Source organism: Lacisediminimonas profundi, assembly GCF_008831265.1.
In the GTDB taxonomy this organism is placed as follows: Bacteria; Pseudomonadota; Gammaproteobacteria; order Burkholderiales; family Burkholderiaceae_D; genus Lacisediminimonas; species Lacisediminimonas profundi.
This window is the reverse complement of record NZ_VTTH01000002.1, coordinates 210,262-231,887: the sequence shown is the minus strand read 5'-3', so window position 1 is coordinate 231,887 and position 21,626 is coordinate 210,262. Positions and strand designations below refer to the sequence as shown.

Here is a 21,626-nt window from a genome sequence, read left to right as displayed (position 1 = left end):
TTTGAAGCTTCGAAAAACATTAAGAGTCAACGGTGCGCCGGGCATCGGTATAAGACACTTCATGGGGTTGACTGATTTTGAACAGCCCCATCGCTTGTTTGAGGCTTCGAAAAAATTTAAGAGTCAACGGTGCGCCGGGCATCGGTATAAGACACTTCATGGGGTTGGCTGATTTTGAACAGCCCCATCGCTTGTTTGAAGCTTCGAAAAAATTTAAGAGTCAACGGTGCGCCGGGCATCGGTATAAGACACTTCATGGGGTTGGCTGATTAGGTAAGCGGCACACAGCCGAGGGATCATCTCTCGCGAACGTTGCACTGGATTAGCCCAGACATCCGCATCTGGTTGGCGTTCGAAGCGGGCGTTGGCCAAGTGGGTGTTGAATTTGGTTTCTTTGGTGACTTTCTTTTCCAAAAGAAAGTTACACACCCGCCGGGGTGTCTCCCGGCTTCACAACCACAACCATCAAACCCAGCCAAACGAACCGCAAGCCCAAGAGCCAAAAAACCACAAAACCACAAAACCACAACACTCCAAGACCACTCACGAAGCCATAAAGCCGACCAGCCACCGATGCTGTCGCTGCGGCCGGCAAAGCATTCACCACGCCGCAAGTCCTGATTTCATGGGGGAGCCAGTCCTCGATCTATTGAAAAACTCGCTCAACCTGACACCGGCCCCCGATACCCTTATTCAACCTTCCCGATCTTCCTGACAACCTCGGCCATCTTCCTGGCGTCCGCATTCACGTACTCCTGGAACTGCGGCATGTCGAGGTAAAGGATGGGGCTGCCGGCAGCGCCGATGGTCTGGCGCACTGCAGGATCCTCGGCTGCCTTGCGGGCGGCCGCACGCAGTTTCTCGACGATCGCGTCCGGCGTGCCGGCCGGGACGAACAGACCCGCCCATTGCGCATATTCAACCGCGTAGCCGGATTTTTTCAGGCTCGGCACGTCGGGCATCGACGCCAACGGGGCATCGCCCCAGTGCGCAAGGGCGCGCAGCTTGCCGCCCTTGATGTGCTGCAGCACGCTGGCCGGGCCGGTCGCGACTGCATCGACCTGTCCACCCAGCAAGGAGATCAGTGCCGGGCCGGCACCGGTGTACGGCACGTGCAGGATGCGCAGGTTGGCATTTGACTTCAGCATTTCCATCGGCACGTGCATGGTGCCGTAGTTGCCGGACGAGGCGAAGCTGTACTTGCCCGGCTTGCTTCCCACATCCTTGACGAACTCCTGGATGTTTTTCCACGGCGCATCAGCGCGCACCACCAGCACGGTCGGGTCGGCGGTGAATCGGGCGATCGGCTTCAGCTGGGACAACTGGAACAGCGACTGCTTGCCGTTGATCTTGTCAGCCTCGGGAATCGTGGTCATCGAGGCCAGCGACATCAGGATCGTATATCCGTCCGGCGCGGCTTTGGCCGCTGCGCCCATGCCGATGGCGCCGCCAGCGCCGCCCTTGTTCTCGACCAGCACAGTTTGCTTGAGCTCGCGCGACATTGCCTGCGCCACGGGCCGGCCGACGGTATCGGCAACGCCGCCCGGCGGGAACGGCACGATCATGGTCAAGGGCTTTGAAGGCCAGGCATCCTGCGCCAGCGCTGGCGCGGCCACCGCGCCGAACAGCGCGAGGCAGGCGGCGATACGGATTGCTTCATGTTTCATCTGGAATGTCTCCTTCCGGTTTCTGATAGTTTTATTGTGTGTTCCACGCGGCGCCCGTTTTGCCGGGCGCCGTCGCGTTTGCTGCATGCGTGCTTTACTGCAAGTGCGCTTTACTGCATACCCGCTTTACTGCATACGATTGACCAGTGTCCCGATTCCCTCGATCTCCAGCTTCATCTCGTCGCCCGGTTTCAGGAACTTGGGCGGCGTGAAGCCGATGCCGACACCGGCTGCGGTGCCGGTCGCGATGATGTCGCCCGGCTCCAGCGCCATGCCAGCCGACAGCACTTCAATGATGGTCGGGATATTGAAGATCAGGTCGCCGGTGTTCGCGTTCTGGCGCAATTCGCCGTTGATCCAGGTCTTGAGCTGGACGTTCTCCGGATCGATTTCGTCCGGGGTCACGATGAATGGGCCCATCGGACAGAAGGTGTCGAGCGCCTTGCCGAGGAACCACTGACGGGCCTGCTTCTGCAGGTCGCGGGCCGTGACGTCATTGACGATCGTATAGCCCCATACATGACTGTAGGCATCCGCTTTCTTGATGCCGCGTCCGCCCTTGCCGATGATGACGGTGAACTCGTTCTCGTAGTCGACTTCCCTGGTCGCTTCCTGGTGCGACAGCACCGGGTCATTGGGACCGACAATGGTCGAGGCCGGCTTGGTAAAGAAGGAAGGCAATGGCGGCGCATCTTCTTTGGAACCGTCGAAACCGGACTTGTTGAACTCCTTCGCGTGCTCGTGATAATTCTTGCCGACCAAGAACACGTTGCGACGCGGATTGGCGATCGGCGCCAGGATGCGCACGCCGGCGAGCGGCCGGCCTTCGCCGCTGGTCTTGAGCGTGGCCTGCGGATTGGGTACCGCGCGGATCAGGTCAACCATGTCGCCCTTGAAGCCAGGCAGCGCTTCCTCGACTGGCCAGTAACGCTGGCTGTCACTGCTGACGATGGCGACGGTGGGGGCGCCGTTCACTTCGATGGTCGCAAAACGCATGCTTGGTCCTTTTGGTACGTATTGGGTTGGAAAGGTCGCCCAAGATAAAACATGTTGGACGGGCCGTCAACCACCAGAATTCACCTATATTACTTGGCAAGGGGCAGAAGCCTGTTCAGGCAGGCGAACATGATTTGTCCAATCTTCACCGAAGGGAATTGGTTTATAATTTGAACCAATTATGCATAAGCTCCGGAGCCCCGATGAAATCCTCGACTGACAGCGCAACAGGTTTGCGGCAGGCGCTGCTCGACAAGCTGCGAGCCGGCATCTGGAAAAGCGGAGACCGCCTGCCTCCTGAACGCGAACTGGGCGAAACCTATGGCATCGGCCGTACCCTGGTCCGGCGTGTACTGTCCGAGTTGAAGGAAAAGGGCCTGATCACGCAAACCGTCGGCAGCGGCACCTATGTCTCGCCCGACGCCGCCGCCCGCCTGCAGTCAGCCGATGGCGGCATGCCGACCATGCATACCAGCCCCGCGGAGCTGATGGAAGTGCGGGTATTGCTGGAGCCGGTAATGATCGACCTCGTGATCCGGCATGGCACCACTGCCGATTTCGTGCACATGGAGGACTGCTGCGCGCGCGGCGAATCGGCACAGACGCTGGAGGAGTTCGAACACTGGGATGGCGCGCTGCACCAGGCAATTGCGGATGCCACCCACAACAACTTCGTGCGCAGCCTGTTCCAGATGATGAACACGGTGCGCGAACAGGGCGACTGGGGCATGCTGAAGAAGAAGAGCGTGACACCAGAGCGGCGCCAGTTGTACCAGCGCGAGCACCGCGACCTGGTCGCGGCATTGAAGGAGCGCGACATCGACCGCGCGCGTTCGCTGCTGACCGGTCACCTGCTGCAGGTACGCAGGAACATGCTGGGCTATTGAGCCCAGCATCCCCAGCTTCGGTACAGCTTATTTCTCCGATTCAGGCAGCGAACGCGGTTGGTAGCGCTCAAAGACACCCGGCAGCTTGACTGCCAGGTCGTCCGCCCCCGCCAGGGTCAGGTCCAGGTTGCGCAGCAAGCCGTCCCGCACGTCATAAACCCAGCTGTGTATGGTCAGCGGCTGCCCCTGCTCCCAGGCATCCTGCACGATCGTGGTCTGGCTGACATTGGTCACCTGCTCGATCACGTTGAGTTCGCACAGGCGCTCCGCCTTCTCGCGATCCGGCAATACCTCGCCCAGGTAGCGGCCATGTTTCTGGTGCACGTCCTGGACGTGTCGTAGCCAGTTGTCGGCCAGTCCGATGCGGCGATTTGTCATCGCAGCATGCACGCCGGAGCATCCGTAATGCCCGCAAACAATGATGTGCTTCACCTTCAGCAACTGGATTGCAAACTGCAGCACCGACAGGCAATTCAAATCGCTGTGGACGATCACGTTCGCAATATTGCGGTGAACGAAAACGTCGCCCGGCAGCAGCCCCAGCAATTCGTTGGCCGGCACCCGGCTGTCGGAACAGCCGATCCACAGGAACTCCGGCGCCTGCTGGGAAGCAAGCCGGTTGAAGAAATCAGGATCCTGGTCGAGGTGGGCCTTGGCCCACTTGCGGTTGTTGTCGAAAAGATAGGCGATGTCGCTATCGCTGCCGGTGTTGTCGGTCATTGTGGTGCCAGGAAATTTGTATGACCCGATTTTAACGGAAGCCGGCGTTTCACTCCGATGCGATGTCAATCCTGAACGCGAACGCTCCGGCTACCGGAGGGATGGTCGGAAATCTGATGCCTTGGTCAAATTACGCTCGCGGTGGCCTAATTTTTTTGCGAATCATGATCATCAACGGCTAGAAGTGGCTTCATCAGCCCGGATTGAATCGACGCCAATTGAATATTTATACCACTTCAAGTATATTGAATCAGGAAGAAGAAAAACCTCTGTTCTGGATAGGTAGCAGCAAGAAAGACTTGATGGGGCTGCCCCTCGAAGTCAGGAAATTCTTCGGACACGCACTGCACTGGGCCCAACATGGCGAACAGCACCCCGCCGCCAAGCCGCGGAGAGGTTTCGGCGGTGCCGGGGTACTGGAAGTCGTTGAAGACGATGGGGGCGGCACGTACCGGGCAGTCTATACCGTCAACTTCGAAGCAGTTGTGTTCGTGCTCCATTGCTTCCAGAAGAAGAGCAAATGTGGCATTGCCACCCCAAAAAAAGATATTGAATTGATACGTGCCCGGCTCAAGGTGGCCGAGGCACTGGTAAAGGAGCTTCAAAATGAGCACTGTCACACGAAGCATTGACGGAATTGACGTGGAAGCCGGATCCGGCAACGTCTTTGCTGACCTGGGCGTGCCAGATGCCAACAGGCTCAGGATCAAGTCAGGCCTGGTGATCGAAATCGCCCGCGCCGTCCGCCGCCTTGGCCTGACCCAGGAAGAGGCCGGCCGCCGCATGGGTATTCCGCAACCCAAGGTTTCCGGCTTGCTGCGCGGTCAATTCGACAACCTGTCCGAGCGCAAACTGATGGAATGCCTTAACCGCCTTGGCTACGACATCGAGATCAATGTGAAGCAATCGGCCGGAACGACTGGACACCTGACCCTCTCGATCCTCTGACATCAAGGCCGCAGGCGAAATTCCTCGGTAGCCCTTATCAACGCATCCGTAATCCCCGGCTCCAGCGCGGAATGACCGGCTGTCGTCACGATTTCCAGCCGCGCTTCCGGCCATTTTTCATGCAGCCGCAACGCCGTTGCCGGCGGGCACACCATGTCATACCGCCCCTGTACGATCACCGCTGGCAGATGCCGGATGCGATCCACACTGCCGATCAACTGGTCCGGTCCGAAAAACCCGCCGTTCAGGAAATAATGCGCTTCCAGGCGGGCCACGCCCAGCGCCACCGGATCAGCGCTGAAATCGGCGATCGCTTCCGGATTGGTCTGCAAATAGGAGCAACTGCCTTCGTAACGCGCCCATGCCCGTGCCGCCGGCAGGTACTCGGCAGGGTCGTCGCAGAACAGCCTCCTGGCATAGGCCTTCAGCAAGTCACCCCTTTCCGCTTCCGGAATATGGCCGGCAAAGGCGTTGTGTACCTCGGGATAGAACCAGCGCATGCCATTCATGAACCAGTCGATCTCGTCCGGCCCGCACAGGAAGATGCCGCGCAGCACGAAGCCAAGGCAGCGATCGGGATGCGCCTGCCCATATGCCAGCGCCAGAGTCGAACCCCATGAGCCGCCAAAAACCAGCCACTGCCGCACGCCAAGCAATTCGCGCAGTTGTTCGATGTCGCCGATCAGCAGTTGGGTGGTGTTGGCGCGGACCTCGCCCAGCGGCGTTGATTTTCCGGAACCGCGCTGGTCGAACAGGATGATGCGGTAATACGCAGGATTGAAGAAACGGCGGTGGGCCGGCGACAGGCCTCCTCCTGGCCCGCCATGCAGGAATAGCACAGGAATGCCGCCAGGATTTCCGCACTCTTCCCAGTAGATCTCGTGGATTGCATCGACGGCAAGGCGACCGCTGCGGTGCGGCTCCAGCGGCGGGAACAGTGGCCGGAGCTGCCCGGCGGCTTGTGATGTGAGGAGATTGCTTGTCATTCTGGAAAAAATCAGGGGTCCAGCCTTCATTCTGAACCAGGTCAGGCGGTTCGGGGTCAGGAACAAAGCTTCAAACTCATGGATAATAAAAATAACAAGCACTTGACCTTACTGCACCTGTAAGCCTTATCATCACCCGACTGATCAACCCTTGGATTTGCGCGCAATGCGTCTTGTGAAGCTGATGATGCTCTGGCTGCTGGTTGCCGCCCTGCCCCTGCAGGGCTGGGCCGCCGTGCTGAAGGCTTCCTGCGATACGCGCCACCACGCTCCATCGCTGCATGCCTCCGCTCTGGCACCAGGGGCTATCCAGCAGCCGCAGGCTTCCGCTCACGGGCATGGCGACTCGCACGATCATCACGCCCATCATGGCGTCACGCAGGATCAGCAACACGCCTCGCTTGAGGCGAGCGGCGAGCCGCCTGCCAGCGCGGCGCAAGCTGCCGACAGCCTGCCCGACCACAGCGCCTGCAGCGCCTGCTCCAGTTGCTGCGCAGGCGCGACAGCGCCTCCCCCGGCCGCCTTGGCTGCTCCTGATGTGCCGCCGACGGCCGCGCTGTTCGCCGCACCGTCCACGCTGCTTGTGAATTTCATCCCGCCCGGTCTGGAAAGACCACCCCGTCCTCGTCACGCCTGATCACGCGGCACGCCGCGGCCTGAGGGCCGCTGCTGCCACAGTACGTTCACGCTTTTTTGCACGAGGAAAACATGTCCTTTCAATACCGGCTTTTGCCGGCCGCGCTGGCGTGGCTGTCGCTATGCTTGCCGCTTGGCGCCAGCGCTCAGTCCGGCCCGCCGTCCCGGCCACCCGCCTCCATCCAGGCACGCGACCCGGCCGATCCGGCCTCTCCTGTGCCACCCCTGATGCACGCATCTGTCTTCGGCGCAGATTCCGGCGGTCGTCCGGATGAAACCCGGCCGGACCGTAACTGGCGCGCAGCCAACGACCAGGTACGCCAGCTGAGCGGCCACGCGGGGCACATCAAGCCAGCCGCTGGCGCCAGCCAGCATGGGAAGCACTAGCATGAACACCTTGAGATTTTCCCGTTTCCGGCGTGCCGCGGGCCGGCGTGCGTCATGCCATCGCCTGCCTGCCTTGCTGCTGATCCCCTTGCTGCTTTCCGCCTGCAGCAGCTTCTCGCCGGATGGCGGCATGTCGACGGTTTCCTCGCTGACGCAGGAACGGATCGGCCATGCCATCCCGCATCCCGCCAGCGAAGCGGCGGCCGCTGCCGCGCAGACCGTCGATGCGCTGTTGTCGCGTCCGCTGACGGCGGATGCCGCAGTCCAGGTCGCACTGCTGAACAATGCCGGATTCAAGGCGGACCTGCAGGCCATGGGCATAGCCGAAGCCGACCTGGTGCAGGCCGGCCGCTTGCGCAACCCGGGCTTCTCGTTCGCCCGCATGCGGCGCGACGACGAGATCGAGATCGACCGCAGCATCATGTTCGACCTGGTCGGCCTGCTGACCATGCCGCTGCGCACCGGCATTGAACAACAGCGCTTCGAACAGGCGAAATTGCAGGCTGCAGCGCAGGCGGTGCAGCTTGCGCACGCCACCCGCCGCGCCTGGTTCCGCGCCGTGGCGGCGGCCCAGACCGCGCAGTACATGGAACAGGTGCGCGACGCCGCACAGGCCAGTGCGGAACTGGCCAGCCGCATGGCCGCGGTTGGCAACCTGCCGCAACTGGACCGGCTGCGCGAACAGGCATTCCAGTCTGACGCGCTGGCGCAACTGGCACGGTCCAGGCATGCGGCGATTGCGGCGCGCGAAGAGCTCGCGCGGTTGATGGGGGTATGGGGCGCGCAGGCCGGCTTCTCCCTGCCGGATCGACTGCCTGCATTACCGGCAAGCCCACGCGCGGCTGGCCAGCTGGAGGCAGACGCCATGCGCCAGCGCCTGGACCTGCAGATGGCAACGCGCAGTGCCCAGGCCACCGCCAGCATGCTTGGGCTGACGCGCAAGACCGGCGTCATCAATGCCGTCGAGCTCGGATATCAGAACAAGACCGACACCGGCAAGAACCGCAGCGACGGCTATGAAATTTCGCTGGAACTGCCGCTGTTCGACTGGGGCGGCGCGCGCGTGGCAAGGGCACAGGCGATCTACATGCAATCGGTGCAGCGCACCGCCGACCTGGCCGTGCGCGCGCGCTCGGAAGTGCGGCAATCATGGTCGGCCTATCGCACTTCATACGACCTGGCCCGCCATTACCAGCAGGACCTGGTGCCCCTTCGCAAGCGAATTTCGGAAGAAGTCCTGCTGCGCTACAACGGCATGCTGACTGGCGTCTTCGAACTGCTCGCCGATGCGCGCGAGCAGATCAACACCGTGAATGGGGCGATCGATGCGCAACGCGACTTCTGGTTGGCCGAGACCGACCTGGAATCAGCCGTGAATGGGAGCGGTACCGGCAGCAGCGGTAGCGCCCCGTCGCGCAGCGCCGCGTCAGCCTCAGCGCCCCGTGCAGCACACTGAAAGGAATGAAGATGTCTTCAGAATCACGCAGGAATTTTTTCAGGAGCGCGGGCGCGCTGGCGGTCGGCGCCACGCTGGTCAGCCGCGTCGGCGCTGCCAGCCTGCCGGAAGCGGCAAGCGCAGCCACGGCCGGAACCCAGCCGCCACCCCCGCCACCGAGCGGCAGGCCCTTCCATCCGGTGGTCACGCTCAACGGCTGGAGCCTGCCATGGCGGATGAACAATGGCGTCAAGGAATTTCACCTGGTGGCAGAGCCTGTCGTGCGCGAACTGGCGCCCGGCATGAAGGCCAACCTGTGGGGATATAACGGCCAGTCGCCGGGGCCCACGATCGAAGTGGTCGAAGGCGACCGCGTGCGGATCTTCGTCACCAACCGCCTGCCCGAGCACACCAGCGTTCACTGGCACGGCCAGCGGCTGCCCAATGGCATGGATGGCGTCAGCGGCCTGACGCAGCCGGCCATCGCGCCGGGCAAAACTTTCGTCTACGAGTTCGTGGCGCGCCGCGCCGGCACCTTCATGTACCACCCGCATGCCGACGAGATGACGCAGATGGCGATGGGCATGATGGGCTTCTGGGTCACGCATCCGAAAAACCCGGCGCAGATGAAGGTGGACCGCGACTTCGTGTTCCTGCTGTCGAATTACGACATCGCGCCCGGCAGCTACACGCCGCGCGTGAACACCATGCTCGACTTCAACCTGTTCACCTTCAACAGCCGGGTATTCCCGGGCATCGATCCCCTGGTGGTGCGCCAGGGCGACCGCGTCCGCATCCGGGTCGGCAACCTGACCATGACCAATCACCCGATTCATCTGCACGGCCATGAATTCGTCGTCACCGGCACCGATGGTGGCTGGGTCCCGCCAGCCGCGCGCTGGCCGGAGGTCACTACCGACGTCGCCGTCGGTCAGATGCGCGCGATCGAGTTCGACGCCACTGAAGCGGGCGACTGGGCGCTGCATTGCCACAAGTCGCATCACACCATGAATGCAATGGGCCACAACGTCCCGACCATGATAGGCGTCGACCAGCGCGGCATTGCCCAGAAAATCAGCAAGCTGGTTCCGGACTACATGGTGATGGGCGAGCGCGGCATGCACGACATGGCGGAGATGGAAATGCCGCTGCCGGACAACACGCTGCCGATGATGACCGGGAAGGGCCCGTTCGGCGGCGTCGCGATGGGTGGCATGTTCACTGTGCTCAAGGTGCGCCGCGAACAGAAGCCGGGCGACTATCGCGACCCCGGATGGTTTGCCCATCCGCAAGGCACCGTGGCGTGGGAGTGGAAAGGCGCCGCGCCGGACGCGGTGCGCAGCAGCAACGCCGGCGGGCAGTCCATGCCAAGGGCAGAAGGTCCGGGCAAACAGGGCACGATCGAGTTGAACGTGCGCAAGCCGGATGGACATGGCAGCCATCACTGAGCGGCCTGATTCAAGAAAACACAGGAGAAAAGAATGAACAAGGCAGGAATTACAGCAGTATTCGCAGGCCTGGTCGGACTGGCGGCGCTGATGCCGTCGGCCGCAATGGCCGGGCCGGGACACAAGGACACGAACGGTGCGCATGGTTCGCAGTCACACGAGAAGAAAGCCTGGGGCAAACCTGGCAAGGCAGCCAGGGCCAGCCGCACGATCACGATTACGATGAGCGACGACATGCGCTTCACGCCATCTGAAATCGTGGTCGATGAAGGCCAGACCGTGCGCTTCGTTCTGATCAACAAGGGCCGGCTGATGCACGAGATGGTGATCGGCGACATGGCCGAATTGAAGGCGCATGCCGAACTGATGAAGAAGCATCCCGACATGGAGCATGAGGAAGAAGACGGCCTGCACCTCAAGCCGGGCGCCCGCGGCGAACTGACATGGCAATTCGCAAAGCCGGGGCGCTTTCATTTCGCCTGCCTGATTCCCGGCCATTTCGATGCAGGGATGGTGGGCCGCATTACCGTACGCAAGAAAGGTGGAGCATGAAGACAATCAATCGTTCAATCCGGGCGGGTCTGATGGCACTGGCATTGTCAGCCCCTGCCCTCGCCTGGGCCGCGCCGCTGGCCGAAGGCGAAGTGCGCAAGGTCAACAAGGAAGCGGGCAAGCTGACCATTCGTCATGGCGAATTGAAGAACCTGGATATGCCGCCGATGACGATGGTGTTCCGCGTGAAGGATCCGGCGATGCTGGACCAGGTGCAGGCCGGCGACAAGGTGCGGTTCACTGCCGAGAAGATCGAGGGCCAGTACACGGTGGTGGAGATGGAGAAGGAAAAGTAGCGGGTGATCGTTACCCATAACCGTGGGTGTGCGGTTTTGTGGTTTTGTGGATATGCGGCTCTCTGGCTTGCGGTTGGTTTATCTGTGTTTGATGGCTGTGGTTGTGAAGCCGGGAGACACCCCGGCGGGTGTGTTCCTTTCTTTTAGAAAAAGAAAGGAACCAAAGAAAAAACGTCAAAACCCACTTGGCCAACGCCCGCCTCGATAGGCAACCAGACGCGGATGTCTGGGCCGAACCATTGCTGCGTTCGCGAGGAAGGTCCTGCCACACGTTCGCCTCTGACCGGGATCAGCCAACCCGCTTCAATGCCGCCGACCGCACACTACCGCTCGTTGACTCTCAATGTTTTTCGAAGCTGCTAATTGATTCTTGAGGGCGGGTTGCCAGGGGGCGCGGGGATCTCCGGAAACAACTGCGGTGCTCGGCCTTTCGTGAAACAGACCCGTCGCTTGTTTGAGGCTTCGAAAAACATTAAGAGTCAACGGTGCGCCGGGCATCGGTATAAGACACTTCATGGGGTTGGCTGATTAGGTAAGCGGCACCCAGCCGAGGGATCATCTCTCGCGAACGTCGCACTGGATTAGCCCAGACATCCGAGTCTGGTTGCCTATCGAAGCGGGCGTTGGCCAAGTGGGTTTTGACGTTTTTTCTTTGGTTCCTTTCTTTTTCTAAAAGAAAGGAACACACCCGCCGGGGTGTCTCCCGGCTTCACAACGACAACCAACAAACCCAGCCACACGAACCGCAAGCCCAAGAGCCACAAAGCCACAATACCGCTCACCCAAGGTCATGGGCGATACTCTGCTTTCAAGGGGAGGGAGCGTTCGTGGCGTGCGTCCGACGTTTATCATTTCGTCTTCACTTGTGGTCCCTCATCCACAAGTCATGCCAAATCTGGCGCATCATTACGGCCGCTAACACTTGGCCGGATGCAGCAGGCGCAATCGCCCCGCAATCCTGGCCGATCGATCAAAGGAGAATTTGTTGATACAGCCAGCCTCCGCGGTGCCATCCGCCGCGCTCGAGTCCCTCGCGGCCAGCTTTTCCGGCCGCCTGCTCACAGCCCCTGCCGATACCGCGCCGTTCCTGACTGACTGGATCAAACGATGGAGCGGGTGCGCGCTGGCAGTCGCGCAGCCCGACACCACCGAAGACGTGGCAGCCATCGTGCGCTGGTGCGCCGCCAACCGGGTACCGATCGTTCCCCAGGGCGGCAATACCGGCATGGTCGGGGGCGGCATTCCCGGCGAGGATGGCCGCTCGCTGGTGCTGTCCACACAGCGCCTGCGGCGCGTGCGCGCAGTGGATCCGCTGAACAATACCCTGACCGTCGAAGCCGGCGTGACACTGCTCGAAGTGCAGCAGGCGGCCCGTGAGGCTGGCCGCTTGTTTCCCTTGTCACTCGGCGCGGAAGGCACTTGCAACATCGGCGGCAACCTTTCCACCAACGCCGGCGGCGTGCAGGTCCTGCGCTATGGCAATGCGCGCGAGTTGTGCCTGGGGCTGGAGGTGGTGACCGCCGATGGCCAGGTCTGGAACGGGCTGCGCGGACTGCGCAAGGACAACACCGGCTACGATCTGCGCGATCTCTTCATCGGCGCCGAGGGCACGCTTGGCATCATCACCGCAGCCACGCTGAAAATGTATCCGCAGCCGGCGGCACGCATGACGGCAATCGCTACTGTCGATTCGCCGCATGCGGCGCTGCGCTTGCTGGAACTGGCGCAACAACGCCTGTCATCCTCGCTGACTGCATTCGAGCTGATGAACGACTTTTGCATCGAGAGCGTAGCCCGCCATTTCCCTGCCAGCCGCCGGCCGCTGGCGACGCCGTCGCCATGGCATGTGCTGCTGGAAAGCAGCGATCCGATCAGCGAGGAGCACGCGCGCGACAGCTTCGACCGGCTGATGGAGGAAGCGATGGAAAAAGAACTGATCTCGGATGCCGCAGTGGCCACCTCACTGGCACAGTCGGAGGCATTCTGGACCATACGCCATCACCTGGCCGAGGCCCAGGGCCGTGAAGGCGACAGTATCAAGCACGACGTCTCGGTACCGATCTCGGCCATCGGCGACTTCGTGGTCCAGACCAACGCAGCGCTGGAGCATGCCAGCCCGGGAATCCGCATGGTGGTGTTCGGCCACCTCGGGGACGGCAACCTGCACTACAACGTGACCGCTCCGGTTGGCGGCAGCGGTCCGGCCTTCCGTGCGCAACAGGGTCTGTTCAACGACATCGTGTATGAAGCGGTAACCAGGGCCAACGGATCGATCTCGGCCGAGCACGGCATCGGCCAGCTCAAGCGCGACAAGCTGTCCCGGTACAAGAGCGAAGTCGAGTTGAAGCTGATGGCGCGCCTGAAAGCCGCCTTCGATCCGGACAACCTGATGAACCCGGGCCGCCTGCTACCCTGAGCCCACCGCCGAATTCAAGGAAACACAACAATGCAAGCAGCAAACGACACCTCCCGCTATCCTGCCGCGCAATTGAGCGCAGCGGTCGATGCCATGTTCCGCGCCGCCGGCATGCAGGAAAATATTGCCGCCGCGGTCACCGCTTCGCTGGTCGATGCGGACATGATGGGTCACAGCACCCACGGCGTGGCGCTGGTGCCCTGGTATCTGGAAGGGATCAAGAATGGCTGGGTCACGCTGGCTGGCGAACCAGAAGTGATCGCCGACCACGGCGCCTGCATTACCTGGAACGGGCGCAAGTTGCCCGGCGCCTGGCTGCTGTCGGAGGCGATCGACATCGCAATCGACCGTGTGCAGCAGCTGGGCGTGGTCACCATCGTGATGGCAAACAGCTACCACACCGGCGCCTTGGCCGTGTACATGCCGAAGCTGACCGAGCGCGGCTTGATGGCCGTGCTGGCCTGCTCGGCGCCGCCGACCCGCGGCATCGCACCTTACGGCGGGACCAAAGGGCTGCTCTCCCCCAACCCGCTGGCGGCCGGCATACCGACCGATGGCGACCCGATCCTGCTCGACATCAGCTCGTCGATCACGACCATGAACAGTACCCGGCAGCTGCATGCTCGCGGCGAAAAATATCCGGCCATGTGGGCCATCGACGCGCAAGGCAATCCGACCGATGATCCGCAAGTGGTGATGAGCGGCGGCGGCACGCTGCTGCCGACCGGCGGGCTGGACCACGGTCACAAGGGTTACAGCATGGCACTGCTGATCGAGGCCTTGACGCAGGGCCTGCCTGGATACGGCCGGATGGACAATCCGGGCGGGATCCTGATGGGCGTGTACCTGCAGGTGATCGACCCGAACGCGTTCGCCGGTATCGACGCCTACAAGCGCCAGACCAGCTGGCTGGTCGAGCAATGCCACAGCAATCCGCCGCGGCCGGGCGTGGACCGGGTACGGGTGCCGGGCGAACAGGCGCTGAAGAAAAAACGGGAAGCGGTGCAGCAAGGGGTGCCGGTTGGAGCCAGCGCCTTCAAGGCGCTGGCCGCTGCCGCGGCAATCCTGGGGGTGGGTTTGCCGGCTCCGCTGTAAAGCATGCTCAGGGCACACCTGAGGTCGACGCCCCATCCTGCCCTGTCCTCGCCTGCCACTGGGCGAAAGACAGTGCCTCGCCATTGAAATTGGCGAAAACCGGGGATGAACCCAGGTAGCCATTGGCGTCGAAGACACCGAACTGCAGGACTGACTCGGTGCCCAGGTCGCTGCTCAGCCGGTACGATTCCTCGCCGTTACGGGCGACAAAGGAATTGCCGCGCAAGCTGTTGCCACGCACCTTTGGCGCGCCGGCGGTCTCGACCATCTGCACATGAGCGCGCTGGCTGTTTTCAAAGCTGTTCCCGCTCGCCGTCAGGTTGCTGCTGTCCTGGATGTTGATGCCGTTGGCATTGCCGCTGAAGCGGTTGTTCAGGATGGACATGCCGTTCGCCGCATCGAGATAAATCCCCCACGCCAGCCGTTGCCCGGCGCCGACGCGGCTGATCGTATTGCCGTCTATCCGGCCACCGAGCGGAGATCCGTCGTCGGCCATGCCATACATGCCACCACAATCGGTCAGCACCAGGCAAGCGCCGTCCACCGTGTTACTCAGCACCGAACTGTTTCGGAAGAAGCGGATGCCGATATAGCCGGAGTTGATCACGGTGTTGTTCTGTATCGTCGAATTGGCCGAGAGCGTGAGGTTGATCGCCGCACGCGAGTTGGTCGGCATGCCGACCACGCCCGCTGCTTCGATGCGTGAGTTGCGCACCACCTCGCCGCCACCACCCCAGCGCACCGCAATGGCGTCATTGCGCACATTGCGAATGTTGGCGCCATCCACTTGCAGCGCGCTGCCGCCGGAATTCCAGATGCCGTAGCGGGACGCATTGCTGATATCCACGCCGTTCACTTGCAGGTTGCGGGCACCGGCTGCGTTGATCCCGTTTGCCGCTGCGAAGATGCTGATGTCCTGCAGGATCACATTGCTGGCATTGTCGGCATCCACGCCATGCTGGTCCGGCGAGGCCCAGGCACGTCCCTCGGGAGACTGGCCGTCTGCCGTCCACAGGTACAGTCGTCCATTGGCGATCGCCCATTCGCCCGGCGCGTCCAGCATCCACAACTTTCCTTCCACATAGAAGTCAGGCTGGCCGGCAGGCGCGAATCCGCCGAACGCAGCATCGTTCAGGCTTGCAAGGCTCATTACGCCGTTCGCATAAGCCGTGATCCGGCGCGCCTCGATCGCCCATTCGAACGGACGGAACACCAGCGTGGCGCCAGCGAGGTCGGCGTTCGGCATCGCGTAGCTCAGGGTCGTGGCGCTGGACCCGCTCGCCTTTGCCCAGGTCTGCGGCCGGTTGGGCCAGTGCGCCCGCTCGGCCGGTGCGCCATCGACCAGCACCTGTGCCGCATCGAAAGAAATCGGCGCCGACCAGATCTGCCCCTGGTATTGGCTCCAGCCCGTGATCGGCTGCCCGGGGCTGATGACGGCCTTGCCACAGGTGCCGGCAGTGCGAACCGTGACGTTCGACTTGCCACGCAGGTCGAGCGTGCCGCGGTAGGTCCGGCCACAACTGAGTTCGACCACGCTGCCATTGGCGATCGTTGCCGGAACGGCCAGCGCCGGAAGTGCAGTGTCCGGCGTGAGGATAGGCGGCAGGACGACCGGCGTGCCTGCACCCGGCGAGGGGGCCGACCCGCTTGCATTCGCCAGAGCGCCCTGGGAACCGGCAGCCAGTTCGCCAGAGCCGCCACAGGCAATCAACGAAATGCCCAGCAGGGCGGGAATGGAACGTCGTAGCAGAATCGTCAGGGAAGATGTCATCGATGGTGGCAAGCCGACCAGCGGCCGCCGGAACATGGAAAAGGCCGATTTGACCATCCTGATTGCCCTGCCACAATATTCCAAAAGACAACAACAGCGCCTTTCTTGTCTTTAAGTTGTGACAATTTGCTTCATTATTCCCATATCGACAATATCGCCCTGGCAAGTTGCCGCCGGAACCCTGTTCCACCTGCAGCGTCTGATTGAGATGATCACAAGCCACGAAAAAGCCCCCCGGCTGGGCGCCCGCTTTCGCTTTCACGACGAACTGGGCCAGTTCATTGCGCGCCAGAACCGGGAACGCGAATTCGCCTGCGCCTGCCCGCCGGATGCGACCGTCAAGCACATGGTCGAGGCGCTCGGCGTGCCGCACACCGAAGTCGGCCTGGTCCTGATAGACGGAAAAAGCGCCGGCATGAACGAGCGCCTGCACGAAGGGGCACAGGTCGAGGTTTATCCTCACAGCCGCAGCGAGGATTGCGCGCCCGGTAAAGGCGGGCCGGATGAGGTGCGGCTACGCTTCGTGGCGGATGCCCATCTCGGCGGCCTGGCGCGCTTGCTGCGCATGGCGGGTTTCGACACGCTCTATGACAGTGGCTTCCAGGACGACGAAATCGTGCTGCTGTCAGGCGCAGGTGAGCGGATCGTGCTGACGCGGGACACCGACCTGCTAAAACGCAGGGATGTCGAACTCGGCTGCCATGTCAGGTCACTCAAGCCGGATCAACAGTTGGGCGAATTGGCGAGACGCTTCCCGCTGACGCGGCAAGCCCGGCCGTTCAGCCGGTGCCTGGTCTGCAATGTCGAATTGGTGGCAGTGGCGCGGCAAGCCGTCGAGAAGCAGGTGCCGCCGGGTGTATGGGCGCGCCACCGGCGCTTCAAGTCGTGCCCGTCATGCGGGCGGGTCTATTGGGGAGGGACGCATTGGGAGCGCATGCGGTTGAGACTTGGGGCACTGATCGAAATCGACGACCTGGCGCATGAAGGATGCTGAAGCCGCCCGGAATCGGGGATGTGGAGATATTGCTGCCGCTTGTCCGTGGATGTCAGTGCCGCCGCGCAGTACAAACGCGCAGTACAGACGCGCAGTAGAGCCGCGCAGTACTGCCGATCTTCAGCGCTGGGCGCGCAGCACCACATGGACCACGCAAGCCCATTCGAGCTCTTCCTGGTGAATGGTCGCGCCGATTTCGATAAATTCATGCGTGGCGCCGGGGCAGTCCGGGCAATCGAGTTGGTCGAGCGCGGCGGCCATCATGGCAGCCATCTGTTCCAGGTCTGGTTGCTGCCCGTAGTCCGACTGGTCCGACTGGTTCGGCTGCGGCTCGTTCATTTGCATGCTCCACAAAACTCGTTCGTTGATGCGCCCCATGCCAAGCCTCGCGCATCGGGCCTCGGTCATCGTTCACGCCGGCCAATCCCATTGGGACCGGAAGTGCAAGCCAAAGGTTCTGAAGCCGATCAGCCAGGCATCCGGCGGCTTACCCGTCACCTCGCGCCAGCAGGGAATTCCGGAACCGCGCCGGCAAGGCCGGGTAATTGCGCATGTCCAGCCTGGCCCTGCCCTCGCCCGTCACCAGCACCGCATCGGCGCCAATCGCCAGCGTCGCCTTGTCGCGAACATGGCCAAAAGGCAGGCCGGTCACGACCGGCAGCGGCAGGCGCTGGCGCAACCACGACAGCATCGCGTCGAATCCGTAGCCGTTGTCGTAGTCGCTCATGCGAACCGTGCCGAAATCGCCCAGCACCAGCGCCTGCTGCCGCTCAAGGATCCCGCCATGCAGCAATTGCAGCAACATCCGCTCGATGCGATAGGGATGCTCGTTGATATCTTCAAGAAACAATATACCGCCGTCGATACGTGGCATGTAGGGCGTTCCGACCAGATGCGCCAGCATTGTCAGGTTGCCGCCCCACAATGTGCCCTCCACTTCCAGTTCAGGGTTGCCTGCGGCTTCCCAATCGATATTGTGCCGCGGACCCGCAATACAATCCCGGAACTGCCGCATCGTGTATTCGCTGCGATCCGGCCGCGTGAAATCGTCGCAGATCATGGGCCCGGAAAAACTCGGCATGCCGGTGCGGGCCAGCAGGCCCATCTGCAGCGCGGTGATGTCACTGTGCCCGACAAACAATTTGCCGCTGCGCGCCAGCAGGTCGAAGTCGATTTCTCCCAGCAGGCGCGAGGTGCCGTAGCCGCCGCGCAACGCGATCACGATCTCGATGTCCGGATCACCGGCCGCATCGTGCAATTGGGCCAGCCGCGCCTGGTCGGTTCCGCCGAAGCGCTGGTAGCGGTCATCCGGCTGGTAATAGTTGCGCACCAGATGGCCGCGCTCGCGCAGCCCATCGACGGCGCGGGCCAGGGCTTCGCCGTCCGGCGCATAGCCGCCGGGCGCGACGATCGCAATCCCGGGACGGGTCAGGCCCATGCCGCTGTTTTCGGGCTGGTTCGATGAAGCTACCGGCAAATCGATTCCCTCCGCCTGTGCAGGCCCGCGCTGGTCAGGACGCCAGTGACCGCGCGCGCCGCTCTGCAAAAAAATCCTTGAGCAGCTGGCCGCAATCCCCGGCCAGCACGCCACCCACGAGTTCGGTATGGTGATTCAGTTTTTCCTGCGCAAACAAATGCACTACCGAGCCGCAAGCACCGGTCTTGGGGTCAGGTGCGCCGTACACGACACGCGCCAGCCTGGCATGGATCATCGCGCCCGAGCACATGGCGCACGGCTCCAGCGTCACGTACAGTTCGCAGCCAGGCAAGCGATAGTTGCCCAATATGGTGGCGGCAGCGCGCAGCGCCATGATCTCGGCATGTGCGGTCGGATCATGGGTGCCGATCGGCTGGTTGAATCCGGTCGCGATGATTTCGCCGTCGCGCACCACCAGTGCGCCGACCGGCACTTCGCCCAGCGCCCAGGCATTGTGCGCCTGGGATATCGCCTGGCGCATGAAATTGGCATCGCGCTGCGCGGTCATCTGCCCGCTCATCTGCTCTGTCATCGGCTCACCCATCGGCTCACTCATCGGCGCTGATCTCGGCCCAGCAGTTCGGTGTTTCATGCAGCACCAGCCGCTGCAGCCGCAATCCGGTGCCAAAGCGGTCATGAAAGGCCGGCTTCAGGATGTTGAACGCGGTGCGCGCCAGGTTCTCCACGGTCGGTATGCAGTCGATCACGACTGTCTTGTGCCCCGGCAGCGACTCAAGGAATTCGCGCACGGCGGTGTCCTTCGAATAGGTGATGAATGCATGGTCCCACACATCCACCAGCTTCTCGCGGGCGATGGTCTTGATGTCCGAAAAGTCCATGATCATGCCATTGTCGGAATGGCCTTCCTGTTCGATGACCTCGCCCACCAGAGTCACTTCCAGCGTGTAGCGGTGCCCGTGCAGGTTGCGGCACTGGCTCTTGTGGTCGGGGATACGGTGGCCGGCGTCGAATTCCAGCTTGCGGGTAATGGTGAGCATGTCGATTATGGTATTTGCAGCAGTTTATGCGTCTGCAGCGAGAGTTTCCAGTTGGGCCGGGCCTTGCAGGTTTCAATCGCCAGCCGGGTGTTCTGTTCGAGCAGCGGGCCGTCCATCGGCTGCAGGTAGTAGTGCTCGAAATCGAGCTCCTCGTATCCGGCCAGCGACTGCCCCGGCTGCGGCACGACCACCTTCAACTCGTTGCCTCGCCTCTGGCGCAGCGGCACCCCCATCTTGGGACTGACGCAGATCCAGTCGACGCCGGCCGGGGCTTCCAGTGTGCCGTTGGTCTCGATCGCAATCTCGAAACCGTGACTGTGCATGGCGTCGATCAGTGCAGTGTCGAGCTGCAATAGCGGCTCGCCGCCGGTGAAGACGACATACTTGCGCGCGGGATGCTCTTGCGGCCAGAGACTGTCAATTGCCTGGGCCAGCGCCTCCGGCGCGGCAAATTTGCCGCCGCCCTCGCCGTTGGTGCCGACAAAGTCGGTGTCGCAAAAGCGGCATACCGCCGTGGCACGATCCTGCTCGCGCCCGGACCACAGGTTGCATCCGGAAAAACGGCAGAACACGGCGGGACGCCCGGCCTGGGCGCCTTCGCCCTGGAGGGTATAAAAGATTTCCTTTACGCTGTAAGTCAAGGCGCTGGCTTTCCGAGAGAGGGGTAGGCGGGCACGGCCAGGCTGGCGGGCCAGCACGGGCATGCATACGATCGGCGGGGCCGCTGCAAGGCTCGCGGCGGCCGGTCGGCTGGACCGGTATCGTGTATGTGTGGCAAAAATGCGCCGCTACAAGGCGGCATTTTCGCATTTATTGCAGAAAGAGTCTGCCGGAAAGACCGGACGGTTCCTGCCGGGTCACAGTATCCGGTTGAACCACAACATCGACAGCATCGCCGACATCACTGCCAGCAATGCCGCCAGCGCCGAGAATATCGCCGTCACCTCGGTGGTTTTCCTTTCCATGACCAACTTTGAATTCAGGGTCTTGTACACCCTGGTCAGGTCGGGCGCGTTGCCAGCATAGAAATACTCCGCGTTGGTAGCGGTGGCGATCTGCTTGAGCACATCCTCGTCCAGCCGGACCCGCATCGACCATCCTTCGGCGCCGATGATTTCACCGGTCGGCGTTCCGACGCCGACCGTGAACACGCGCACGCCACGTTCGGCGGCCATCTTGGCCGCCTCCACCGGTTCCGGCCCGGTAGTGGTCTGACCATCGGTCAGCAGGATGATCGCAGCAGATTTGTAAGACCCGGGCGCGACCGGCTTGAACGATTCGCTCTCCTTGCGCGGCGGCTGGTCGAGCGACATGCCGCGCTCTGCGCTGCGCGCGTTGGCACCCGGGCGGGGATCGGATGAGTTGAGATCGAATTCGATGTCAGGGAATATCGTTTTCAGCGAGACCAGTATGCCGCTTCCGACCGCGGTGCCGCGCTGCAACTGGAAGCGGTCGATTGCCGCGATCACATCTTCGCGCGAGAGGGTCGGCTGTTGCACCACCGCCGCAGTGCCGGCGAAGGACACCACGGCAATCCGCGTATTCATTGGCGTGTCTTCGACAAAGCTGCGCGCCGCGGCCTGTGCCGCCGCCAGCCGCGTCGGTTCGACGTCAGCCGCACGCATGCTTCCCGACACATCGATCGCAAGCACGACCAGCTCGTGCTGCGAGGGCAAGGTGATCAGCGCCGCCGGCCGCGCGATCGCTACCAGCATGGCCGTCAGCGCCAGCAGGAACAGGGCTGGCGGCAGGTGCCGCCGCCAGCCCTGGCTGGCGGCCATTGCTTCCCTGACCACGGCCAGGCTGGCATAGCGCAGCGCCAGCTTCTTTTTCCGCCGCAGCATCAGCAGGTAGGTCGCCACCAATACCGGCAGCACCAGCAGCAGGAACAGCATCTCGGGCCACAGGAAGCTCACG

The 21,626-nt window shown here is 62.4% G+C and carries 23 protein-coding genes and 1 pseudogene; 13 read left to right on the top strand and 11 right to left on the bottom strand.

The window, feature by feature from the left end; genetic code table 11:
* Positions 1-689: 689 nt before the first annotated feature.
* Both FVE66_RS06710 and FVE66_RS06705 read right to left on the bottom strand, forming a co-directional pair.
* The gene (locus FVE66_RS06710) at positions 690-1,667 is read right to left on the bottom strand and encodes a Bug family tripartite tricarboxylate transporter substrate binding protein (RefSeq protein WP_151446639.1); all 978 of its coding nucleotides are present in this window, start codon (positions 1,665-1,667) and stop codon (positions 690-692) included.
* Between the two features lie 126 nt (positions 1,668-1,793).
* On the bottom strand, positions 1,794-2,663 hold the full coding sequence (locus FVE66_RS06705) for a fumarylacetoacetate hydrolase family protein (protein ID WP_151446638.1): 870 nt from the start codon (positions 2,661-2,663) through the stop codon (positions 1,794-1,796).
* 203 nt (positions 2,664-2,866) lie between these two features.
* Here FVE66_RS06705 and FVE66_RS06700 point away from each other — a divergent pair, with 203 nt between their 5' ends.
* On the top strand, positions 2,867-3,550 hold the full coding sequence (locus FVE66_RS06700; protein WP_151446637.1) for a FadR/GntR family transcriptional regulator: 684 nt from the start codon (positions 2,867-2,869) through the stop codon (positions 3,548-3,550).
* A gap of 27 nt (positions 3,551-3,577) precedes the next feature.
* Here FVE66_RS06700 and can read toward each other — a convergent pair whose 3' ends face one another.
* A complete protein-coding gene (can, locus tag FVE66_RS06695) occupies positions 3,578-4,270 on the bottom strand; it encodes a carbonate dehydratase (protein WP_151446636.1) in 693 nt (230 codons plus the stop codon).
* A 302-nt stretch (positions 4,271-4,572) separates the two neighbouring features.
* Here can and FVE66_RS06690 point away from each other — a divergent pair, with 302 nt between their 5' ends.
* Both FVE66_RS06690 and FVE66_RS06685 read left to right on the top strand, forming a co-directional pair.
* A complete protein-coding gene (locus FVE66_RS06690) occupies positions 4,573-4,902 on the top strand; it encodes a type II toxin-antitoxin system RelE/ParE family toxin (RefSeq protein ID WP_151447225.1) in 330 nt (109 codons plus the stop codon).
* Entirely contained in the window at positions 4,877-5,218 is a 342-nt protein-coding gene (locus FVE66_RS06685) for a helix-turn-helix domain-containing protein (RefSeq protein ID WP_151446635.1), read from the top strand. Before FVE66_RS06690 ends, FVE66_RS06685 begins: the two co-directional genes overlap by 26 nt.
* 2 nt (positions 5,219-5,220) lie before the next feature.
* Here the strand turns inward: FVE66_RS06685 and pip are convergent, their stop codons facing one another.
* Positions 5,221-6,204 (bottom strand): prolyl aminopeptidase, encoded by a 984-nt coding sequence (gene pip / locus FVE66_RS06680; protein ID WP_151446634.1) that lies wholly within the window; start codon positions 6,202-6,204, stop codon positions 5,221-5,223.
* A 166-nt stretch (positions 6,205-6,370) separates the two neighbouring features.
* On the opposite strand from pip, the gene FVE66_RS06675 reads away from it, so the two are divergent.
* The 8 genes from FVE66_RS06675 to FVE66_RS06640 all read left to right on the top strand — a co-directional run bounded on the left by FVE66_RS06675 (position 6,371) and on the right by FVE66_RS06640 (position 14,469).
* Complete coding sequence (locus FVE66_RS06675; RefSeq protein ID WP_151446633.1) at positions 6,371-6,841, top strand: hypothetical protein; 471 nt, start codon at positions 6,371-6,373, stop codon at positions 6,839-6,841.
* A gap of 71 nt (positions 6,842-6,912) precedes the next feature.
* The gene (locus FVE66_RS06670; protein ID WP_151446632.1) at positions 6,913-7,227 is read left to right on the top strand and encodes a hypothetical protein; all 315 of its coding nucleotides are present in this window, start codon (positions 6,913-6,915) and stop codon (positions 7,225-7,227) included.
* Position 7,228: 1 nt separating this feature from the next.
* Entirely contained in the window at positions 7,229-8,683 is a 1,455-nt protein-coding gene (locus tag FVE66_RS06665; protein WP_151446631.1) for a TolC family protein, read from the top strand.
* A gap of 5 nt (positions 8,684-8,688) precedes the next feature.
* The gene (locus FVE66_RS06660) at positions 8,689-10,110 is read left to right on the top strand and encodes a multicopper oxidase family protein (RefSeq protein WP_151446630.1); all 1,422 of its coding nucleotides are present in this window, start codon (positions 8,689-8,691) and stop codon (positions 10,108-10,110) included.
* 33 nt (positions 10,111-10,143) lie between these two features.
* Complete coding sequence (locus FVE66_RS06655) at positions 10,144-10,662, top strand: cupredoxin domain-containing protein (RefSeq protein WP_151446629.1); 519 nt, start codon at positions 10,144-10,146, stop codon at positions 10,660-10,662.
* Positions 10,659-10,958 carry a copper-binding protein gene (locus tag FVE66_RS06650; RefSeq protein WP_151446628.1) on the top strand — a complete coding sequence of 100 codons (300 nt, stop codon included), beginning with the start codon at positions 10,659-10,661 and terminating at the stop codon, positions 10,956-10,958. The genes FVE66_RS06655 and FVE66_RS06650 overlap by 4 nt, the downstream gene beginning before the upstream one ends.
* A 1,006-nt stretch (positions 10,959-11,964) precedes the next feature.
* The gene (locus FVE66_RS06645; protein ID WP_241673121.1) at positions 11,965-13,374 is read left to right on the top strand and encodes an FAD-binding oxidoreductase; all 1,410 of its coding nucleotides are present in this window, start codon (positions 11,965-11,967) and stop codon (positions 13,372-13,374) included.
* A gap of 30 nt (positions 13,375-13,404) precedes the next feature.
* Entirely contained in the window at positions 13,405-14,469 is a 1,065-nt protein-coding gene (locus FVE66_RS06640; protein ID WP_151446627.1) for an Ldh family oxidoreductase, read from the top strand.
* A 7-nt stretch (positions 14,470-14,476) separates the two neighbouring features.
* On the opposite strand, the gene FVE66_RS06635 is transcribed toward FVE66_RS06640, so the two are convergent.
* Positions 14,477-16,297 (bottom strand): right-handed parallel beta-helix repeat-containing protein, encoded by a 1,821-nt coding sequence (locus FVE66_RS06635; RefSeq protein WP_151446626.1) that lies wholly within the window; start codon positions 16,295-16,297, stop codon positions 14,477-14,479.
* Between the two features lie 247 nt (positions 16,298-16,544).
* Between FVE66_RS06635 and FVE66_RS20670 the strand changes: the two are divergent.
* A pseudogene (locus FVE66_RS20670) lies at positions 16,545-16,652 on the top strand (ubiquitin family protein); the annotation flags it as partial.
* Between the two features lie 3 nt (positions 16,653-16,655).
* Positions 16,656-17,234 (top strand): Mut7-C RNAse domain-containing protein, encoded by a 579-nt coding sequence (locus tag FVE66_RS06630; protein WP_421829476.1) that lies wholly within the window; start codon positions 16,656-16,658, stop codon positions 17,232-17,234.
* A gap of 120 nt (positions 17,235-17,354) precedes the next feature.
* Here the strand turns inward: FVE66_RS06630 and FVE66_RS06625 are convergent, their stop codons facing one another.
* From FVE66_RS06625 to FVE66_RS06600, 6 genes are all read right to left on the bottom strand, one after another.
* Positions 17,355-17,573, bottom strand: a complete 219-nt coding sequence (locus FVE66_RS06625) for a hypothetical protein (RefSeq protein ID WP_151446624.1) — start codon at positions 17,571-17,573, stop codon at positions 17,355-17,357.
* Between the two features lie 148 nt (positions 17,574-17,721).
* Positions 17,722-18,711 (bottom strand): muramoyltetrapeptide carboxypeptidase, encoded by a 990-nt coding sequence (gene ldcA / locus FVE66_RS06620; RefSeq protein ID WP_338325376.1) that lies wholly within the window; start codon positions 18,709-18,711, stop codon positions 17,722-17,724.
* A gap of 34 nt (positions 18,712-18,745) precedes the next feature.
* Positions 18,746-19,243: a tRNA adenosine(34) deaminase TadA gene (gene tadA / locus FVE66_RS06615; protein WP_151447222.1), complete on the bottom strand. Its 498-nt coding sequence runs from the start codon at positions 19,241-19,243 to the stop codon at positions 18,746-18,748.
* 16 nt (positions 19,244-19,259) lie between these two features.
* On the bottom strand, positions 19,260-19,709 hold the full coding sequence (gene queD, locus FVE66_RS06610) for a 6-carboxytetrahydropterin synthase QueD (RefSeq protein ID WP_151446623.1): 450 nt from the start codon (positions 19,707-19,709) through the stop codon (positions 19,260-19,262).
* A 5-nt stretch (positions 19,710-19,714) separates the two neighbouring features.
* Positions 19,715-20,350, bottom strand: a complete 636-nt coding sequence (gene queE / locus FVE66_RS06605; protein WP_151446622.1) for a 7-carboxy-7-deazaguanine synthase — start codon at positions 20,348-20,350, stop codon at positions 19,715-19,717.
* A 216-nt stretch (positions 20,351-20,566) separates the two neighbouring features.
* A complete protein-coding gene (locus FVE66_RS06600; RefSeq protein ID WP_151446621.1) occupies positions 20,567-21,625 on the bottom strand; it encodes a VWA domain-containing protein in 1,059 nt (352 codons plus the stop codon).
* Between the last annotated feature and the right edge of the window lies 1 nt (position 21,626).

Excerpts from the sequence above, each read along its gene's own strand:
- FVE66_RS06665 (WP_151446631.1), top strand. The coding sequence starts at position 7,229 with ATGAACACCTTGAGATTTTCCCGTTTCCGGCGTGCCGCGGGCCGGCGT.
- FVE66_RS06670 (WP_151446632.1), top strand. The coding sequence starts at position 6,913 with ATGTCCTTTCAATACCGGCTTTTGCCGGCCGCGCTGGCGTGGCTGTCG.
- FVE66_RS06705 (WP_151446638.1), bottom strand. The coding sequence starts at position 2,663 with ATGCGTTTTGCGACCATCGAAGTGAACGGCGCCCCCACCGTCGCCATC.
- FVE66_RS06635 (WP_151446626.1), bottom strand. The coding sequence starts at position 16,297 with ATGGTCAAATCGGCCTTTTCCATGTTCCGGCGGCCGCTGGTCGGCTTG.
- FVE66_RS06700 (WP_151446637.1), top strand. The coding sequence starts at position 2,867 with ATGAAATCCTCGACTGACAGCGCAACAGGTTTGCGGCAGGCGCTGCTC.
- FVE66_RS06650 (WP_151446628.1), top strand. The coding sequence starts at position 10,659 with ATGAAGACAATCAATCGTTCAATCCGGGCGGGTCTGATGGCACTGGCA.
- FVE66_RS06690 (WP_151447225.1), top strand. The coding sequence starts at position 4,573 with ATGGGGCTGCCCCTCGAAGTCAGGAAATTCTTCGGACACGCACTGCAC.
- FVE66_RS06685 (WP_151446635.1), top strand. The coding sequence starts at position 4,877 with ATGAGCACTGTCACACGAAGCATTGACGGAATTGACGTGGAAGCCGGA.
- FVE66_RS06655 (WP_151446629.1), top strand. The coding sequence starts at position 10,144 with ATGAACAAGGCAGGAATTACAGCAGTATTCGCAGGCCTGGTCGGACTG.
- FVE66_RS06710 (WP_151446639.1), bottom strand. The coding sequence starts at position 1,667 with ATGAAACATGAAGCAATCCGTATCGCCGCCTGCCTCGCGCTGTTCGGC.
- FVE66_RS06625 (WP_151446624.1), bottom strand. The coding sequence starts at position 17,573 with ATGAACGAGCCGCAGCCGAACCAGTCGGACCAGTCGGACTACGGGCAG.
- FVE66_RS06660 (WP_151446630.1), top strand. The coding sequence starts at position 8,689 with ATGAAGATGTCTTCAGAATCACGCAGGAATTTTTTCAGGAGCGCGGGC.
- FVE66_RS06675 (WP_151446633.1), top strand. The coding sequence starts at position 6,371 with ATGCGTCTTGTGAAGCTGATGATGCTCTGGCTGCTGGTTGCCGCCCTG.
- tadA (WP_151447222.1), bottom strand. The coding sequence starts at position 19,243 with ATGACAGAGCAGATGAGCGGGCAGATGACCGCGCAGCGCGATGCCAAT.
- queD (WP_151446623.1), bottom strand. The coding sequence starts at position 19,709 with ATGCTCACCATTACCCGCAAGCTGGAATTCGACGCCGGCCACCGTATC.
- pip (WP_151446634.1), bottom strand. The coding sequence starts at position 6,204 with ATGACAAGCAATCTCCTCACATCACAAGCCGCCGGGCAGCTCCGGCCA.
- FVE66_RS06630 (WP_421829476.1), top strand. The coding sequence starts at position 16,656 with ATGAACGAGCGCCTGCACGAAGGGGCACAGGTCGAGGTTTATCCTCAC.
- can (WP_151446636.1), bottom strand. The coding sequence starts at position 4,270 with ATGACCGACAACACCGGCAGCGATAGCGACATCGCCTATCTTTTCGAC.
- FVE66_RS06640 (WP_151446627.1), top strand. The coding sequence starts at position 13,405 with ATGCAAGCAGCAAACGACACCTCCCGCTATCCTGCCGCGCAATTGAGC.